We start from the raw sequence: 18803 nt of genomic DNA on the forward strand, positions 1-18803 counted from the left end.
TGCCTGGCTGCCTGTGCAGGATGTTTTTAGTCCTCAAGCTCTATCTTGATAGCCGCATTGGTGTCGCTGTTGATCTTGACCTCCACGATCCATCCTGTCTGAAGGTCGGTAAAACAGGCTTCGCCCTGACCCATCATGCCCTGTGTGTATTTGCACACTGTGTTATCAGTGACAGTGATCGGGGCCGGGGCCGTGTCTAATGTGAAATCGGCTGCGCCTTTAGTAGCAACCTTTCCTTTGAGTTCCCTGTTCTGGTGCGTTTCACCTTCATCGCTGCCGGAATCAGAACCTTCACAATCCGATGATGATGATTTAGCTTCTATCTTGGTTGCAGTGATTGTAGTTGTTGAAGACAGATCATCGGATGTCTTTATTTCGAGACAAGTATTGAGGGTGAGGGCATTCAGGCAGTTCGCCGCGCCGGAATAGTTTATATCATTCACTTCGCAGATCGTGCTGCCCGTGAGGTTAACCGTAAAATCCGTGCTCATGTGTTTGACGGTTATACTGTCAGCCCCGACATTAGTCAATGTCCCGTGCAGATCAAATTCCGAAGCCTCTATCTCGCTTTCAGATGTAATCGGCTGCATCTTTACTTCTGTTATACACCACGAAGATGTATCAGCGGGACTTGTACACGAATACTTTTTTACCTCAAACTCTTTAAGGACAAAATCAACCACGAGCTTATCTGAGCTCAATGGCTGGACCCTGCCGTTAAACCTTATGAAGCATTTATTGCTGCCATCTGCCGGGCACTGCACTGTATCAGGCTTGTTTGGCTTTTCATCCATGTCGGAAAAGAAAGCGTTATGAGCAACGCCGCTGTTGTCCGTTATGCTTGCCATGTTCCCGATGATGATCTCAAGCCTGTTAAATGTCCCCGCAGGGAAGGTGGCAGTTGTTATTAACTGGAGAACACCGTTAAGCTTTGCAAGGTCAACTGAAAGCCCCGTTGCATTTATGTAGAGGTTCTCCTTGGTTGTACAGTCATTGTCAGAACACAGATTGATCTCATAAACAGTTACCGTTATCGCGGGGAACTGGTCTGCCGGGTCATCCGTTAAAAACACCCCGACGCTTTTCGCCCCTGCTGAACTGTTTGAGCCTCCGCCTGAACCTGAGCCGCCTCCGCTGCCTCCGCCGCTACAGTACGCAAGTATCAATGCAACACTTATTGCCCCTAACAGCAAAAGCATTTTTTTTCCTTTGGTAATCATGTTATTAACCTCCTGAATTTTTTCTGCTCAGCATTGAGCATTTTTTATGTGATGCATTTCCCGGCGAACAGAGATCACGCCTCACTTCCTGGCCTTTTTGATCTCGATCTTATCCGCGGAAAACCCTTTCCCTTCATGTCCGCCCTTCACCTCAATATATGCGCCTGTCTCAGCCTTTCCGTGGTCCTCCTCAATCAGGGTATCGGATGTGACCAGTATCTCTCTCCCGTTCACTATCCAGGTCCCTATTAACCCCTTTGGGAGTTCCTCTATCGTACCGTAGAGCTTGCTTTCATATCTCTTATGATGTTTATGCTCTTCGTCATCATTGCTGCCGAACACAACCCCCGCAGTCAAAGCAACTATCAATCCGATAGACAGAACAGCTGATAAGACCTTCAAAGCATCACCTCCTGTTTCTTGTTCTTATTCTGAACTGCATTCCTTGTCATACCTTTTATAAAAATGATTATATCAAACCAAGATTAAAGGAAGATTAAAATCTTACGTCCCGCAGGGAAACAACTTTCCTAACGCATTGTATTTTAGTTTAAAACGCAGCTATAGAAAACCATAACGGGGTTTACAGAAAAGTCAAAAAAGAAATATGATACAAAATGCTGAAACCGTTTAAGGCCGACCTCCACATCCACACATGCCTCTCCCCGTGCGCCGACCTTGAAATGAGCCCATCCGCTGTAGTAAGAACGGCGCTTGAAAGAGGCATAGACATCATCGCTATCACCGACCATAATTCAGCGGAAAATATAATCGCCGCCCGGAAGGCCGCTGAAAATTCAGGACTGACAGTGCTTGCCGGGATGGAGGTAACATCCTCGGAGGAAGCGCACATCCTTGCGCTCTTTGATGATGCTGAAGGAATTATGAAATTACAGGATATCGTGTACGACAATCTGCTGCCGGGAGAGAACGACGAAAAACTCTTCGGCGAGCAGATAGTTGTAAATGAAAAAGACGAGGTCATGGATTTTAATAAACGCCTGCTCATCGGAGCGACATCATTGCCCGCAAAGACAATCGTTGACACGATACACACTTTAGGCGGCATTGCCATCGCTTCGCACATTGACAGGGACGCCTTCAGCATCGTATCACAGTTAGGCTTCATTCCTGAGGATTTAAATTTTGACGCGCTTGAGATGTCGCCAAGGACCGACAGGGGGAAAGCTGTGCTTTTATATAATGACTACGCCTCATTTGCTTGGACAACTTCCTCGGATGCACACTGGCTGAAAGACATCGGAGAAAGAACAACCACCTTCCTCATAAACCGGCCGACACTGGAGGAGATGAGACTGGCCATGAAAAACATTGACGGAAGAAAGGTGGAGTGGGGGTAATCATGCAAGACCTTTCATTACACATCCTCGACATCGTTGAGAACTCGATAAACGCAAGCGCCACAGAGATCGGGATAAAGATCGTTGAAGACACCAAAGTAAATATTCTCTCCGTTGAAATAAGCGACAACGGCAGGGGCATGGATGAGGAGATGCTGAAAAAGGTCCATGACCCTTTCTTTACCACAAAGTGCAAGCGGACAGGCCTGGGCATCCCGCTGCTTGCGCAGTCGGCAAAGGAATGTAATGGTGATCTGACTATAAAAACGGGGTCGGGCATAGGCACAACGATCAGCGCGCGTTTTCAGTTTGACCATATCGACAGGAAGCCTCTTGGAGATATCTGCAAGACAATGATCGTCCTGATCGCCTCGAATCCTGATGTTGATTTCATTTATGAGCACAGGAGAAATGATGAATCTTACGTCCTGAATACCTCTGAAATCAAGAAGGAATTGGATGATGTTCCGATCAATTTACCCGATGTGATAAAAATTATTAAAGATGATATAAGCGCATGGTTAATTAGTACAAACATTATGATACAATAGGCTCGAACGTACCATTAATTAAATCAGCACATATTATTTTACCTATGGAGTCAGGCAAAAAAATATATATGACGAAGGGGGCTGTATGGAAAAAGGCAGAATATTAGTACTCGATGACGATCCTGTTGTGACCCTGAGCTGCAAGAGAATACTCGGCGCAGAAGGCTACAGCATTTCAACTGTCGAAAAAGGAGAAGACGCCCTCAATAAACTCGCCAAGGAAGATTTCGACCTCCTCATCTCCGACGTAAGACTGCCTGATATCAGCGGCATGACCGTGCTCAAAGAGGCACGGGTCATCAAGCCGAAGACGGACGTTGTAATAATCACCGGCTATCCCACGCTCGAAGACGCAAGGGAATCCACAAGGCTCGGCGCTCATGAGTATATTGAAAAGCCCTTCACGCCTGATTTCATGATCAATGTCGCAAAGAAGATCTTCGACACAAGGGGCTGGATCCTCAGGCAGGCGTTCATCGACGAGTTCAGGGATTCCGTCACCCCGCTGAGGGACCAGGAAAATCCGGTCATCTTTTATAAGGAAGGGACCTGGGCAAGGCCCGTCAAGGACGGCATGTGGGAGATCGGCTGCGATCTCAGATACTGGATGTTGGCGGGAAATCTCATGTACGTTGATTTAATGAAGGACATAGATAAACTGGAAGCGGGGAGGCCCTTCGCAAGAATTTACTCAAGCGGCGGACAGGGGAGCGAACTGCTTTCTCCGATGAACGGGGAAATAACTGAAGTCAATACAAAGGCGAACGATGTAATGGTCGCTCTATTGAAAGACCATTTGTCCGAAGGCTGGCTCCTGTGGCTTGCAAAAGTATTGCCGATAGGAAGTTAGCAACAAGTAACTGAAGTTATGAAGTTGAGAGGGTGTGAAGTTGAGACTTCTTATCTTCTCAATTTCTTAACTTCATAACTTCTATAATATTTCTGTATTCTTGAAAGTTAGGGAGGCTTTTGATGGCAGACAATCTGAAAATCCTTGTCGTTGACGATGAGCCTATTGTTATAAAAAGCTGCGTGGCCGTGCTCAAGGCCGAAGGATATAACATCGAAGGTACGCTGAGCGGAAAAGACGCGATACTCAAGATGGAGCAAAACCCCTACGACCTCGTTTTCACTGACCTGAAGATGCCTGAAGTTGACGGCATAACCCTTATCAGATGGATCAAGCAAAAAAGACCTGACACGGGGATAGTGATAATCACAGGCTATCCTTCGCAGGACACGATCAAAGACGCGCTTGAATTAGGCATTATTGATTACGTTCCGAAACCTTTTACCCCGGCAGTGCTTCTTGACGTGACCCAAAGAGCGGTTGAATGGGTAAAAGGAAAAGTCCCTGTAACAGAGGAAGTCAAAGAAGAATTCCCGCCTTCCATGATCCAGGAAATAGACAGGGTGATAAAACAGTATAAAAATAAACCCGGCAGTTCGATACCCGTGCTGCAGCGCTGCCAGCAGATAGTGGGTTATCTCCCTCCTGTTGTGCAGAAACGCATCGCAAGGGGTTTGAATATAACCCCTGCTGAGATCCACAGCATTGTTACCTTCTATTCCTTTTTCACAATGAAGCCCAGAGGCGACCACAACATCAGGATATGCCTCGGCACTGCGTGTTACGTTAAAAGGGTTGAAGAAGTCCTGAACAAGATAAAAGAAGATTTGAAACTGGAAGTCGGCGAAGTGACTTCGGACAAAAAATTCTCTCTGGAAACAGTCCGCTGCCTCGGCGCGTGCGGCCTTGCGCCTGTCATGGTCATTGATGATGAGACCTACGGCGCAATGAGCCCGAAGAAAGTGCCTGAGATCATCGAACAGTATAAATGAAAAAATATCCGCAGATGACACAGATGAACACAGATTGTTATTTGGATATTGGATAAATGTGAAACACGAATGTATGTCATTCCCGCAAGTGAAGCGCATCGGGAATCCTTCTTAAAGAAAGATTCCGGACAAGCCGGAATGACTGATACAGTTTGTAAACAATAAATATTTTATCTGTGAAATCTGCGTAATCTGTGGACATAAAGGAGTCAACATGGCGAGATTAACCATTGAGGACCTAAAGAAGATAAAGGAAAAACAGCACGCCACCTTCACTCTCAGGGAAGGCGGATACAGGGCGAAGGTCACAGTCCACATGGGCACATGCGGGATCGCCGCCGGAGCGAGAGAGATCATGGCGGCCCTGCTTGATGAAATAGCCCAGTCAAAGGCTGAAGACATAATTACAACAACCTCAGGCTGCGCTGGGCTTTGCGCGCGCGAGCCGATGATAACCGTTGAGGTGCTGAACAAACCGCCGGTGAAATACGGCGACCTGACAGCAGAAAAGCTGAGAGAGATATTTAAAGAGCACGTTCTGGGCGGCAACCCTGTAGAAAAATACGCGCTGGTTGCAGGAAGTGAAACAACGTATTAAAAGCAGGGCTTAGGGGTCAGGGATTGGGGATTGGTTTTTCACTAACCCCTAAGCCCTAACCCCCAACCCCTATTCTCAGAGGAGATTGTAATGGAAAAGTATCGTGCAAACTTACTAATGTGTGCGGGAACAGGCTGCGTAGCAAGCGGGACCCCCAAGGTAAAAGCTGCCTTGCAGGAAGAGCTGCAGAAGAGGGGGCTTGCCGATGAGATAAAGATCGTACTCACCGGGTGTAACGGGTTCTGCGCTGAGGGGCCTGTCATGCTCGTTTATCCTGATGAGATTTTTTACCAGAAGCTCACCGTTGAAGATATTCCAAAGCTTGTTGAAGAACATTTTCTTAAAGGGCGTCCTTATGAAAAATTGATGTTCAGGGAGCCGGAGAAAAAGTCGGCGATCCCCCTGATGAAGGACATACCGTTCTTCAAACACCAGGTGCTGAGGGTCCTGAGAAACAAAGGTTTGATAGACCCTGAAAGCCTTGACGAATACATTGCAAGGGACGGCTACATGGCTGCCGCAAAGGCCCTCCATGAAATGACGTCAGCGGACATAATAAAGGTCATGAAAGACTCAGGGATCAGGGGGCGCGGCGGCGCGGGATTTCCAACGGGAATGAAATGGGATTTCGCATCAAAGTCGGTTGCGGACCAGAAATTCATGCTATGTAACGGAGACGAAGGAGACCCCGGCGCGTTCATGGACAGGTCGGTCATGGAGGCAGACCCGCATTCGGTAATAGAGGGAATGATGATAGGCGCAAAGGCCATTGGCGCGAGCAAGGGCGTTATTTATGTAAGAGCTGAATATCCGCTGGCGGTAAAGCGCCTGCAATTGGCAATAGACAAATGCCGCGAGGCGGGACTGTTAGGAGAAAATATTCTCGGCAGCGGCTTTAACTTCGACCTTGAAATATATCTTGGCGCCGGTGCGTTCGTATGCGGTGAGGAGACCGCGCTCATGCGCTCAATTGAAGGCAAGCGCGGGATGCCGAGACCAAGACCGCCCTTCCCTGCCCACAAAGGTTTATGGGACAAGCCTTCGGTCCTGAACAATGTCGAAACCCTCGCCCAGGTAGCGCCGATCATTCTGAACGGGGCTGATTGGTATAAAACCCTGGGCACTGAAAAAAGCACCGGCACAAAAGTATTCGCCCTCACCGGCGACATCAGGAACGTGGGCCTTGTCGAGGTCCCGATGGGGATCCCGCTGAGGACCATAATTTATGACATCGGCGGCGGGATGAAGAACAAGAAAAAGAAATTCAAGTCAGTGCAGATGGGAGGGCCTTCAGGAGGCTGCATCCCTGAAAGCCATATTGATATCCCGGTCACATATGAAGACGTTGTCAAGACCGGCGCCATCATGGGTTCAGGCGGCATGGTCGTCATGGACGAAGACACCTGCATGGTGAGCACTGCAAAATTTTTCCTTGAATTCACCGCTGACGAATCCTGCGGCAAATGTACGCCGTGCAGAGTCGGCACGAGGGTAATGCTTGATATGCTCACCGACATCACGGAGGGCAGGGGAAAAGACGGTGACATTGAAACGCTTCAGGACCTGAGCAGGGACATTATTTTAACGTCTCTTTGCGGTCTCGGGCAGACAGCCCCAAACCCTGTCCTTTCGACGATCAGATATTTTAAAAATGAATATGAATCACACATCATTGACAACTGGTGCAAGACGGGCATATGCAGGAACCTCTGTTCCTTCCATATATTTGAAGACCTCTGCAAAGGATGCGGCGCATGTTTAAGAGGATGCCCACAGCAGGCGATCGTCGGCGAGAAGAAACAGCCCCACCGGATCATCCAGGAGCTCTGCATACAATGCAGGAACTGTTACGACACATGTAAGTTCGGATCAATAAAGATAGGCCCGAAAGGGTGCAAAGACATAAAAGCCATGCGCGAGCTTTTGGAGAAGGTTGAGAAAGTTGAGGAGGTCAAGGGATGATTAATCTGACCATTAACGGTAAAAAAATTACTGCTGAAGACGGAGCGACAATACTGCAGGCCGCGCTGAAAAACAATATTCATATACCCAACCTCTGCTACGACAAAAGGCTCAGGCCCTACGGCGGATGCAGGCTGTGCATAGTTGAGGTCGAGGGACAGGCGAGGCTCTTTGCGGCCTGTTCGTCCCCTGCTGAAAACGGCATGGTCGTCACCACGGACACGCCCAAACTCAGGAAGCTGCGCCAGACGGTCATCGAGCTGCTTTTAGTCCACCATCCGCTCGATTGTCCTGAATGCGACAAGGCGGGTGAATGCCAGCTGCAGGACCTTGCTTATGAATGCGGCAAGCCCGAAGCGCGTTTTTTAAGACACAGGAAAGAGGCCACGGCAGACGTCAGGGGGCCGTTGATCGAGTTGACCTCAAGAAGATGCATACTCTGCGGAAAGTGCGTGAGGATATGCGCTGAACACCAGGGAAGAGGCGCGCTCGGTTTGATCGGAAGAGGTTTTCCCACAGTCGTTCAGCCCGCCTTCGGTGAGATACTTGAATGCGATTACTGCGGGCAGTGCCTCGACATCTGTCCCACGGGGGCGATACTGAGCAAGCCTTATAAATTCACTTCGCGCTCGTGGTTCCTTGAAGAGAAGGACACCATCTGCCCGTTCTGCGGCGTCGGCTGCACCCTCACCATCGGCATCAGGGAAGGAAAGATACTGAGGTCCAGGGGAGAGGAAGGCAAAGGCGTCAATGACGGAAACCTCTGCGGAAGGGGCAGGTTCGGCATTGATTATATCTACAACGAAAAGCGCCTGAAAAAACCGTTAATTAAAAAGGGCGACGAACTGGTCCCTGTCTCATGGGAAGAGGCCTTGTCCTATATTTCAAACAAACTGAACGCTGTGATAAAAAATCACGGAGCGGCTTCAATAGGAGCCATCGGCTCTCCGAGATGCACCAACGAAGATAATTATGTCCTGCAAAAATTCATGAGGAAGGTAATCGGAACAAACAATATTGATTCCTCCGCCGCATTCGGCTACAACAAAGTGCAGAAGGCATGGGAAATGTCCTTCGGCGGGAAAAACCATCCCATAGACCTGAGATATCCTCTGGGCAAAGAGGCCATCCTTATAATCGAATCAAACATCAGCGTCACACACCCGGTGTACGGGCTTAACATCCTCCAGGCAAAAAGAGAAGGCGCTAAACTCATTGTCGCTGACTCAAGAGAGACAAAGCTGACAAAACACAGCACGCAGTGGCTCAGTATCAAGGACGGCACAGGCGTCGCCTTTTTAAACGGATTAATGAAAGTCATCATCGACAGGGAACTTTATGATAAAGACGCCGCGTCAAAGATATCAGGTTTCTCGTCTCTAAAATCAGCCTTGGCAAATTACACCCTTAAAAACGTCTCAGATATTACAGGCATCCCGGAAGATGAAATCATCTCTGCCGCAGAAACATTTGCAAAGGCAAAGAGCAGGATGGTCTCACTTACTGTCAGCGCGTCTGAAAACACAAAAGGCATGGACACAGTGCTTGCCGCCGCGAACCTCGTCAATCTTTTAGGTGACAGCCCTGAGGCCCTGCAAATTCCCGCGAACTACTCAAACAGCTACGGTCTCTACCAGATGGGCGTAAGGCCCTTCCAGCAGCCGCTGAACATGGGCGTCTTCGAGATGCTTTACAGTGAAGAGAGCTCGCTCAAGTCGCTGTATATCATGGGAGAAGACCCGGCAGTCACATTCCCCGACAGCGCAAAGATAATAAAGAGATTGAAGTCCCTTGATTTCCTCGTGGTGCAGGATATCTTCCTCACTGAAACCGCAAAGCTTGCAAACGTGGTGCTGCCCGCGTCAAGCTGGGCCGAAAAAGACGGGACCTTCATGAATGCAGAAGGCGTCCTGCAAAAAGTTTACAAACTGACAGACCCCGCAGGCGAATCATATCCGGACTGGATGATACTGAAAAATCTCGCCCTGACCATGGGCAAAGACGCGGGAGTCAAAAACCTGCAGGGTATCCAGGAGGAAATAAAATCTCTTATCTCAGCCCACGACCCGGCAGGGGAGAAAAAGACGTTCAACCCTGTAGAGTATAAACCTGGAGAGGACCCGAATCCTGATTATCCGCTGAAGCTTGTGATAAGGGATGTCCTTCAGCACTCAGGCAGCATGTCCACAAGCTCCAAATCACTCGACCTCGTTATCTCCGAGGCATTGCTTGAAATAAATGAGGAAGACGCAAAGAGGCACGGCATACTCGATAACAGTCATGTGAAGCTGGTCTCAAAACGCGGGTCCGTGTACCTGAAGGCCCAATATTCAGATGAAATTCCAGAAGGCACGGTCTTTGTGCCCACGCACTTCCCTTACGCAAAGATAAACGCTCTCACTCAGGCCTCCTCAAACGGCGAGCCGCCGATCATTGCGGTGAATGTCGAGGCTACGAAGTAGAGACTGCCGGACATCTTTCCAATGGTTGCAGAGGGCAAGGGCAGAGAGCATAGAGTTGAAAGCTCTACTCATCCCTGTGAACAGTTTCAGGTGAGAATGCAGGGCGACATACTGCGATATATTCCGCTCCTTCACTGCCTGGGGTGCTGTACTGCACCCATTCTCCACGGTGAACGATTACAGCCTCACCCGCATTTACATCTATGATTTTGTCTTTTGTTGTGACCCGAAGCATACCTCTGAGTACGAGTGTATATTCATCAAACTCAGGCTGCTGGCCGGGCTCGATCCAGCCGCCTGGGCTTTTCATCCTGGCGATGCTCAGGTCTTCTGTTCTGGAATTCACCCTTCCGAGATACTCTTCTATGATCTTCGGCTTGTTTCCCGCGGCAGTGATGACGGATGGTTTCCTGATCAATGTCGGCATCTGAAAATCCCTATGCTATTTGAGCTCAAAGTTTTCTATTGAAAGTATTCCGTTAGTGATATTCATGTTCCCGCTCAAAGCCGTGCTGCCGGTATTTGATGAATAATCGCAATTAAAACCGCCGACTAATATTACCGATTTATTAAGATTTAAGTTCGGGCTTTCCGTCAAGCTCACCGCCCTGCTCTGGACAGTCTCTCCGTCAGCGGCGGCATCATAAGCAGCCTGGAGGGTTGAATAATACGCGGGGATTATACGAAGTATCCTCACGGGCTGGTTTGGACAGGTCAGAGAATTTAAGGCGTTAAATGCATTCAACCTCCCGCCGGTCAGGACCTTGCCGGACAGAGATGTTTTAACATCAACATTATTCAGGACGGCATTCTTTATATCAATACCCGTAAGAGCAGGATTGAATGCCTTTATCAGTCCAGCAACACCCGATACATGAGGCGAGGCCATTGATGTCCCCTGGTAACTTGAATAACCATAGCCGCTGATACTGATCGATCTCCTGTCAAGTGTTACGTCATCAATATAAACCCCGTCGTTGTGATTGATAGGATCGGCAGACAATCCAAAGCCGAAATAAAAACTGCCGGACATGTCTGCCGCCGAAGTCAATCCGGTAGTCGAATCCGAAATAAAACTCCCGCTGGTGGTCCCGGTCCTGTAATCCACCCAGCCCCAGTTAATTCCATCCAGGGAATAATTGATGTCCAGATAATCAAAATTATTCTCAAGCACGCCCTTCCATTTAAATGAAAGCGTGTACAGGTTATCTTTTACTGATGCTATCGGGGTCATATAGCCGGCCCATGAACTTGTATTGCCACGATAGTTTTTGCCCGGACTGTCTTCAAGACTGTTAGTGCCGCCATAGCCTGTCCCGGTTGTTATTGCCCAGGTGGAATTCGTGCCTCCCCTGCTCCATCCAAGACGAGGAAGATTTCCGGACGTGCTATTAAAATTCTGGCTGAAGATCGTTAGAGGAGCGCCGTAGCTGAAAACAGGCACTGTGCTGTAAATGTTTACCCCGGGCGCTGCCAGGTCAACGGTGGAGGCCCCGTAATTTGAAAAATATGCAAGCGCGTCGTTGTGGTCGGTTGCCGCCACGGATATTATATTGGGGCTTGTGTAGCTTGCAGGATAAAAAAGGGTTGCATCATTATTTGTGCCGCTGTTTCCTGCTGCGCACACAACGACCGCGGGGGATGCGTCAATGGCGTCTTTCAACGCCTGGCTGTAACCCGTGCCGCCCCAGCTGTTGTTTATTACGTGGGCGCCTTTTGCATTTGCGTAAAGAATTGCAGAGACAGCATCCGCTGTAGTGCCGCTGCCGCCAACGCCAAGAAATCTCAGAGGCATAATCTTCGCATGCCACATGACGCCTGTTATTCCCAGGGCGTTATTTCCGGCTGCCGCTATTGTGCCCGCCACATGAGTGCCGTGAGCAGCGTAATCAGCAGGGTCATTGTCGTCGCCGATAAAATCCCATCCCCGGCAATCATCTATATAGCCATTGCCGTCGTTATCAATTCCATCGACGCAGCTTGTCTCCCCGGTGTTGGTCCAGATATTTGCGCTTAGATCAGGATGGTTATACGCAACGCCGGAGTCAACCACAGCTATCACAACACTGTTTGAACCCGTGGTAATGTCCCACGCCTCCGGGGCATCGATATCCGCATCTGAAGTCCCGCCCGTCTGCCCCGTATTATCAAGCCCCCACAGGTTGGTGAAATAAACATCATCGGGCATAACATCAGCGTGAACAATATAGTTCGGTTCAGCATATTCTATTTGCGGCTCAAGAAGATAATCTCTTAGCGCCTGCCTCAAAGAAACATTGCCAGGCGTCTTAACAAGCTGGAGCCCTCTTAAACCCCCGAATTCTTTTTTTATCATCACGCCGGTCCTTGAATGGACAAGGGAAGAGGCCTGCTTCAATACCAGGTTATCGGCGGCAACTTCGCCTTTAAACTTAATAATCATTTCCCCTTTAACATGTTCGGGGGACAAGAGGCGGTCAACTGCGGCATCAACATCAGCGGCATTGATATTTGCAGCCTCCGCTTTATTAAGCAAAAGAAAACAGGAATATATCAGGAAAGTGAAAATAAGTATAATAGGAGCGAGCTTTATTGCTTTTGTCATCGTGACTTTCCCGGCTCTATTGATGAATGAAACAAGAAATTGCGATAGTTTTATTATAAACCTTTCTTTTGAAAATCAACATGAAAAAATACGAACCTATTGATATCTCAGGAGACGCAGGCCTCAGGATATGGGGCGATGGGCTGCCTGAGCTTTTTGCGAATGCCGCGGAAGGGATGTTTAATCTCATTACAGATGTCTTAAATGTAACAGGACCGGAAGAAAGGGAAGTTGCCGTCCGCGCTGAAAGTATTGAAGATTTGCTCATCAAATGGCTCAACGAGCTTGTCTTCCTCTTTGATACATTCGGCCTTGTTGGAAAGTCATTTGATATAAGGATTGAAAACACCTCGCTGAAGGCAAAGATCTCAGGCGGGATCTTTAATCCTCAGGCCAATGAAAGCAGGCTGCTTATCAAGGCCGCCACATATCACAACCTGTCGGTAAGAAAGATCAATTCAAAGTGGGAGGCTGTGGTAATATTTGATATATAGTCAAAGAGAAATGAAGGAAGTGAGATCATGACCATTGAGGGATTACATAGAATTGACGCCACGAGGCTTGAGGTGCCGAAGGGCTACAAGGCCGGAATGAGGACGAACGGAATTATTTATATTGATGAGGTCCTTGAGAAAGAACTTGAGAAAGAGGCCATTGAGCAGGTCGCAAACGTTTCCACACTCCCGGGGATTGTCGGTTCATCGCTCGCAATGCCTGATATTCATACAGGGTACGGTTTTACCATAGGAGGCGTTGCCGCGTTCGATCTGAAAGAGGGGATCATTTCTCCGGGTGGAGTTGGTTATGACATCAATTGCGGGGTCAGGCTTTTGAGGACCAATCTTGCCAGAGAAGAGGTCGCTCCGAAGATCAAAGAGCTTATCGAGGGCTTTTACAGGGACATCCCGACAGGCGTAGGGTCGAAAGGGAAACTGCGTTTGAATTCCGAAGAACACAGAAAGGTCCTTCTGCAAGGAGCGCGCTGGGTAGTGGAGCAGGGTTTCGGAGAAAAGGAAGACCTCATTCACGCGGAGTCTGGGGGATGCATCGACGGGGCGGACCCCGGCCTGATCAGCGACAAGGCTTATGAGCGCGGCAGGTCGCAGCTCGGAACTCTCGGCTCAGGCAACCACTTTACGGAGATCCAGTACGTTGACGAGATTTACGATGAGAAGATCGCCAATGCCCTCGGTTTGTTTAAGACCCAGATCACAGTTATGATCCATACAGGCTCGCGCGGTTTCGGCCACCAGGTGTGCACGGACTTTCTTGAAGTAATGCAGAGGTCGGCGGCAAAATACAAGATTGAGCTGCCGGACAGGGAGCTTGCCTGCGCGCCCTTTGACAGCCCTGAGGCAAGGGACTACTTAGCGTCAATGAGGGCTGCCGCGAATTTCGCATGGGCCAACAGGCAGTTCATTATGTACTGGGTGAAGGAGTCCTTCATGAATGTCTTTGGCACAGGGCCGAAAATGATCGGCATGAGCCTGATATATGATGTTGCGCACAACATTGCAAAGGTGGAGGAGCACATTGTCAACGGGCAAAAGAGAAAACTTGTGATACACCGCAAAGGCGCAACAAGGGCCTTCCCTCCGGGGCATCCTGAACTTCCCGATGCATACAAACATATCGGCCAGCCTGTTATAATACCGGGCGATATGGGCAGGGCGTCTTATGTCCTCATAGGGACTGAAAGAGGAATGGCGGAAGCCTTCGGCTCCACATGCCACGGCGCAGGCAGGCTGATGTCAAGGCATCAGGCGATAAGAAGGGCGAAAGGGCGCTCTATCCGCAGAGAGATGGAAGACATGGGCATAGTCGTAAGGTCTGCCGGGAGGGAGACGCTTGCGGAGGAAATGCCGGAGGCTTACAAGAACGTTTCAAATGTTGTGGACGTAGTGCATAACGCTGGACTTTCAAAAAAGGTCGCGAGGCTCAGGCCGCTCGGTGTGATAAAGGGATAAAGTTAATGAAAAAATTGAAACTCAGGATCGGCAGGATCCCGTACGCAAACCTTTTCCCGATATTCTACTATCTCGAAAAGCAATGCAATCATTCAGCGTACAGATTTGTCAAAGGCGTTCCTTCAAAGGTGAATAAAATGCTGCGCGAGGGCAAACTCGACATCAGCCCTTCATCTTCCATTGAATACCTGCGGAACAAGAACAAATACCTTATCGTGCCCTACTCTTCCATAAGCTCCTCCGGGCCCATCAAAAGCATCCTCCTGTTTTCGAAATACCCGTTAAATGAACTAGGCGGTAAGGCCATTGCGCTGTCATCAGCGTCTGAAACATCCACCGCGCTCTTGAAAATAATCCTGAAAGAATTCCTCTCGCTAAAATGCAAATTCAAACCCACGGACCACCGCAGCGTCAAAAATATCCTGTCGACTTTTTCCGCTGTCCTTCACATAGGCGACACGGCGATGCAGGAAGCGAAGAAGACAGAAAACAGAAGACAGAAGACAGAAGACAGAAAAAAGAAAACAAATAATAGTCTGGCATCTGAGGTCTGTCTTCTGGGTTCTGAGCCGCTTTTCATCTACGACCTTGGAGAGCTGTGGTTTAAATACACGGGACTTCCATTTGTGTTTGCCCTGTGGGTTGTAACGAAAGATGCTGTTGAGGAGAAAAAAGAGCTTATCAAAAAACTCTCCTCGGAATTAAGGAACGCAAAAAAGTACGCAGGTAAAAAATTCCCGCTGATAGCAAAAGACGCCCCTCAAAATAAATGGCTGACGGAAAAAGAACTTATTGACTACTGGAAGACCATCTCCTATGACTTCACTGAAAAACACCTTGAGGGCCTGCGGCTGTTCGAGAAGTACGCATTGAAATTATCCGGCAAGTAACCCAGTTAAACATTCTCCCTCCTATTCTTTACAAACTTAGGGAACTCACTTGAAATGCCGATAAGAGCTTAGGTTTGTCCTTAGGGCTGACTAAGGGTGAGCATATTTACTTGATGAAATATCTCGTAAAAAAATGAGAGAAAGATGAAGTTAGCTCATAAATTGACTATTGGGTTCCTGGCGGTCGCCTTGCTGATATGGACTACCGGTTATTTGATCATTGATATCAGCAGAAAGACACTGGAAGAGCTTTTCGTTGATAACGCCGAATCCCTGTCTAAAGAGATCCTCTCAGCCCTTGAAAAAGAAATTTATAACAAGGTCGAGGTATTCCGCGAATATTCCAGGGACATATTTGTTCCCCGGACGTTGATAAAATCAAACCGCGAGTTTGAGAAGCTCGGAAACATTCAACAATTCCTCGAACAAAAAAATGCGGAGTGGAAAAACACTCCTGAAAATGCTGAAACTCCGTTTATGCGCAGTCTCACAGAAAACGATCTATCGGAGGAATTAAAAGAGAAAACGGAATACTACAGGGAGAGATACGGCCACAATATCTTCAGCGAAGTATTTTTTACGAATAAATACGGGGCTGTTGTCGCCATGACCAATAGAACAGAGGACTACAGGCAGGATGATGAAGAATGGTGGCAGGCCGCAAAGAAGAACGGGCTATATGTTGAAGACGTTAAATATGATAAAAGCGCTAATGATTATTGCATAAGTGTCGGCTTGAGGATTGACGATGAAGACGGCAATTTCCTCGGAGCAATGAAATTCCTGCTGAGCGCCAAACAGATCACAGCCACATTAAATAATTTAAAAACCTATATACAAAATGAGCAGGACAGGCATAATGTGAAAGTCAGGCTTATCACTCATGACAAGAAATTAATTTACTCCTCAGAAAAAGGCGACAGGCTTTTTCAGGATTTTTTTCATTCCTTTAAACCGGGCCTGTTTCAGGAAATACAAAAGACCAGGGCCTTAAGCGCCGAACACGACGGGAGACTGTCCGTGTATATTCAGGCACAGGACTACAAAGACATTAAAGGCCTGGGATGGATATTAATTACGGACTATGACGCGGAGGAAGTATTTGCTCCTGTCATCGAATTGCGGAACAAGATCTCATTTATCTCCCTGAGCATCACACTGTTTGCAGTTGTCCTGGGCGTTTTCATGTCCTCACGCATTACAAAATCAATCCTGAAGCTGCGGGACACCGCGATCAAATTCGGCAAGGGCGAACAGGATGTGAAAATTGACATTAACTCTCACGACGAGATCGGCGAGCTGGCGGACGCCTTCAACCAGATGAGGGAGGACCTGAAGATGACGGCAATGGTGCGGGACAAACTGACTGAAGACCTGCAGGAAGGCGAGGAGAGGCTGCGCTCGGTAATAGAAACTGCCAACGACGCCATCGCGTCTTTTGACAGCGAAGGCAGGGTCATTTTCTGGAATGCGACCGCTGAAAGGATTTTCGGGTACACCACCGATGAGGCCGTGGGCAGGCATATCACAGGCTTCATGTCAAAGCAGTTCCACGACTTCTGTCAAAAAGAACTGGCCCCGGCAGTTGTATTGGAAAACGAGGACATTATCGGCAAGACAGTCGAGATTACCGGTCAAAAAAAAGACGGCCGGGAATTCCCCGCCGAACTCTCCATTGCGATATGGAGGAAGAAAGGGGAAACTTTTTTTACCGCAATATTCAGGGACATAACAGACCGCAAGCATTCGGAAGAATTAATCGGGCTTCAGCTTAACCGCCTCAATGTGCTGCATTCAATTGAGAAAGCGGTCAACTCCAGTATCGACCTGCATTCAACTCTCGACATCCTTACAGACCAGATCACAACGCAATTAGGCATTGACGCCGTTTCGGTTTTACTGCTGAACAAACACACTCAATCGCTTGACCATGTCATCAACAAAGGTTTCCGCTCAAGCGCGCTTAAACACACACATCTCAGACTGGGAGAGGGCAATGCGGGCCGGGCCGCTGTTGAACAGCGCATCATCGGCATCGCAAATCTCGTGCAGGAACCCGACGGCTTTGTGCGGTCAAGGTTGTTTCCCGATGAGAAATTTGTCTCATATTTCGCCGTCCCTCTTATTGCCAAGGGCGATGTAAAAGGCGTATTGGAGTTGTTTTACCGCAGCCAGTTCGATGCCAATCCTGATTGGCTGGATTTTCTCGACACCATTGCCGACCAGGCTGCCATCGCCATTGACCATGCCTCGCTGTTCAATGACCTCCAGCATTCACGCAATGAACTTATACTCGCTTATGACAGCACCATTGTGGGATGGTCCACCGCGCTTGATATGAGGGACAAAGAGACAGAAGGTCATTCACTCAGAGTGACCGATCTGACCACTCGCATAGCTATGGAAATAGGGATAAGCGGAGACGAGCTCGTGCATATCAGAAGGGGAGCCCTCCTGCATGATATCGGGAAGATGGGAATTCCCGACAACATCCTTCTTAAGCCCGGTAAATTAACGGATGAGGAATGGGTAATAATGAAACGCCATCCTCTTTACGCCTATGACATGCTTAGCGGAACAGACTACTTAAGACCGGCCCTCGACATCCCATTATATCATCATGAGAAATGGGACGGATCGGGATACCCCAAGGGCCTGGAAGGCAAGGCCATCCCCCTTGCGGCAAGGATATTCGCGGTAGTTGATGTGTGGGACGCGTTAACGTCAAACCGTCCTTACCGGCCTGCGTGGGCCAAAGAGAAAACCCTCGCATACATCCGCTCACAGGCAGGCACACACTTTGACCCTGAAGTAGTGGAAGTCTTTATGAAAATGGCGTACAATAATTACCCGCAGGAAGAACCGCAGCTTGGGCCGCATGACGGCTTGCTGCCTCCGGCAAGCACAAAGCCTTCTTTATCGCCTTCAACAATATAATCGAATTTCATACCCTCAAGTTTTTCATATGTCTCGGCATCCATAAAAATCTTGAGGCCGTTCTGCTCCACAACCTTATCGCCGCTTTCAGGCGCCTCGACAATATCAATCCCGTATGAGGGGCCGCAGCAGCTGCTGCCTGCCATAAAAAACTTGAGTCCCCAGGTAGCCTTTCCTTCTGTAATCAGAATCTCCTTTGCCTTCTCTGCGGCTGCATCTGTAATTGTAACCATTTAAAAAAATCCTCCTTATTTCCTGCCCCTCAAAAAACGGACATTCTTGAGACGCTGTTTCATTTCTTTTTAGAGTAAAGGAAATGCACCTGAAAAATCAAACTGCCTGAATCACCAGTAGGGGCGAACGGCCGTTCGCCCCTACTGCAAAATCGTTGTCACATTCCGGGCAGCATTGCCGAACCGCCGGTTTTCC

Annotated in this window: 16 protein-coding genes; 11 read left to right on the forward strand and 5 right to left on the reverse strand. The window is 48.6% G+C overall.

The features are described 5' to 3' along the window. Positions 1-26: 26 nt before the first annotated feature. Positions 27-1220: a DUF4382 domain-containing protein gene (locus tag HZB61_09420; GenBank protein MBI5056819.1), complete on the reverse strand. Its 1194-nt coding sequence runs from the start codon at positions 1218-1220 to the stop codon at positions 27-29. 81 nt (positions 1221-1301) lie between these two features. Beyond that, on the reverse strand, positions 1302-1622 hold the full coding sequence (locus HZB61_09425) for a hypothetical protein (protein ID MBI5056820.1): 321 nt from the start codon (positions 1620-1622) through the stop codon (positions 1302-1304). A 215-nt stretch (positions 1623-1837) separates the two neighbouring features. Between HZB61_09425 and HZB61_09430 the strand changes: the two genes are divergently transcribed. The 7 genes from HZB61_09430 to HZB61_09460 all read left to right on the forward strand — a co-directional run bounded on the left by HZB61_09430 (position 1838) and on the right by HZB61_09460 (position 9996). Then, positions 1838-2581 carry a PHP domain-containing protein gene (locus HZB61_09430; GenBank protein MBI5056821.1) on the forward strand — a complete coding sequence of 248 codons (744 nt, stop codon included), beginning with the start codon at positions 1838-1840 and terminating at the stop codon, positions 2579-2581. Positions 2582-2583: 2 nt separating this feature from the next. Beyond that, positions 2584-3132 (forward strand): sensor histidine kinase, encoded by a 549-nt coding sequence (locus tag HZB61_09435; GenBank protein ID MBI5056822.1) that lies wholly within the window; start codon positions 2584-2586, stop codon positions 3130-3132. Positions 3133-3217: 85 nt separating this feature from the next. Continuing rightward, complete coding sequence (locus tag HZB61_09440) at positions 3218-3982, forward strand: response regulator (GenBank protein ID MBI5056823.1); 765 nt, start codon at positions 3218-3220, stop codon at positions 3980-3982. 122 nt (positions 3983-4104) lie between these two features. Next, a complete protein-coding gene (locus HZB61_09445; GenBank protein ID MBI5056824.1) occupies positions 4105-4974 on the forward strand; it encodes an NAD(P)H-dependent oxidoreductase subunit E in 870 nt (289 codons plus the stop codon). Positions 4975-5188: 214 nt separating this feature from the next. Next, a complete protein-coding gene (locus HZB61_09450) occupies positions 5189-5572 on the forward strand; it encodes a (2Fe-2S) ferredoxin domain-containing protein (GenBank protein MBI5056825.1) in 384 nt (127 codons plus the stop codon). Between the two features lie 90 nt (positions 5573-5662). Beyond that, the gene (nuoF, locus tag HZB61_09455; protein ID MBI5056826.1) at positions 5663-7534 is read left to right on the forward strand and encodes an NADH-quinone oxidoreductase subunit NuoF; all 1872 of its coding nucleotides are present in this window, start codon (positions 5663-5665) and stop codon (positions 7532-7534) included. Continuing rightward, a complete protein-coding gene (locus HZB61_09460; protein MBI5056827.1) occupies positions 7531-9996 on the forward strand; it encodes a molybdopterin-dependent oxidoreductase in 2466 nt (821 codons plus the stop codon). Before nuoF ends, HZB61_09460 begins: the two co-directional genes overlap by 4 nt. A gap of 64 nt (positions 9997-10060) precedes the next feature. On the opposite strand, the gene HZB61_09465 is transcribed toward HZB61_09460, so the two are convergent. Both HZB61_09465 and HZB61_09470 read right to left on the reverse strand, forming a co-directional pair. Then, positions 10061-10423 carry a cupin domain-containing protein gene (locus HZB61_09465; protein MBI5056828.1) on the reverse strand — a complete coding sequence of 121 codons (363 nt, stop codon included), beginning with the start codon at positions 10421-10423 and terminating at the stop codon, positions 10061-10063. A 15-nt stretch (positions 10424-10438) separates the two neighbouring features. Next, positions 10439-12580 carry a S8 family serine peptidase gene (locus HZB61_09470; protein ID MBI5056829.1) on the reverse strand — a complete coding sequence of 714 codons (2142 nt, stop codon included), beginning with the start codon at positions 12578-12580 and terminating at the stop codon, positions 10439-10441. Between the two features lie 80 nt (positions 12581-12660). On the opposite strand from HZB61_09470, the gene HZB61_09475 reads away from it, so the two are divergent. The 4 genes from HZB61_09475 to HZB61_09490 all read left to right on the forward strand — a co-directional run bounded on the left by HZB61_09475 (position 12661) and on the right by HZB61_09490 (position 18374). Continuing rightward, positions 12661-13074 (forward strand): archease, encoded by a 414-nt coding sequence (locus tag HZB61_09475; GenBank protein ID MBI5056830.1) that lies wholly within the window; start codon positions 12661-12663, stop codon positions 13072-13074. A gap of 27 nt (positions 13075-13101) precedes the next feature. Then, entirely contained in the window at positions 13102-14547 is a 1446-nt protein-coding gene (locus HZB61_09480) for an RtcB family protein (GenBank protein MBI5056831.1), read from the forward strand. A gap of 5 nt (positions 14548-14552) precedes the next feature. Next, positions 14553-15437 (forward strand): menaquinone biosynthesis protein, encoded by an 885-nt coding sequence (locus tag HZB61_09485; protein MBI5056832.1) that lies wholly within the window; start codon positions 14553-14555, stop codon positions 15435-15437. Positions 15438-15581: 144 nt separating this feature from the next. Next, positions 15582-18374 carry a PAS domain S-box protein gene (locus HZB61_09490; GenBank protein MBI5056833.1) on the forward strand — a complete coding sequence of 931 codons (2793 nt, stop codon included), beginning with the start codon at positions 15582-15584 and terminating at the stop codon, positions 18372-18374. Here HZB61_09490 and HZB61_09495 read toward each other — a convergent pair. Beyond that, on the reverse strand, positions 18284-18607 hold the full coding sequence (locus HZB61_09495) for an iron-sulfur cluster assembly accessory protein (GenBank protein MBI5056834.1): 324 nt from the start codon (positions 18605-18607) through the stop codon (positions 18284-18286). The genes HZB61_09490 and HZB61_09495 overlap by 91 nt on opposite strands. Between the last annotated feature and the right edge of the window lie 196 nt (positions 18608-18803).

The sequence above is a fragment of the Nitrospirota bacterium genome (genome assembly GCA_016214845.1).
Taxonomy (GTDB): Bacteria; Nitrospirota; Thermodesulfovibrionia; order UBA6902; family UBA6902; genus SURF-23.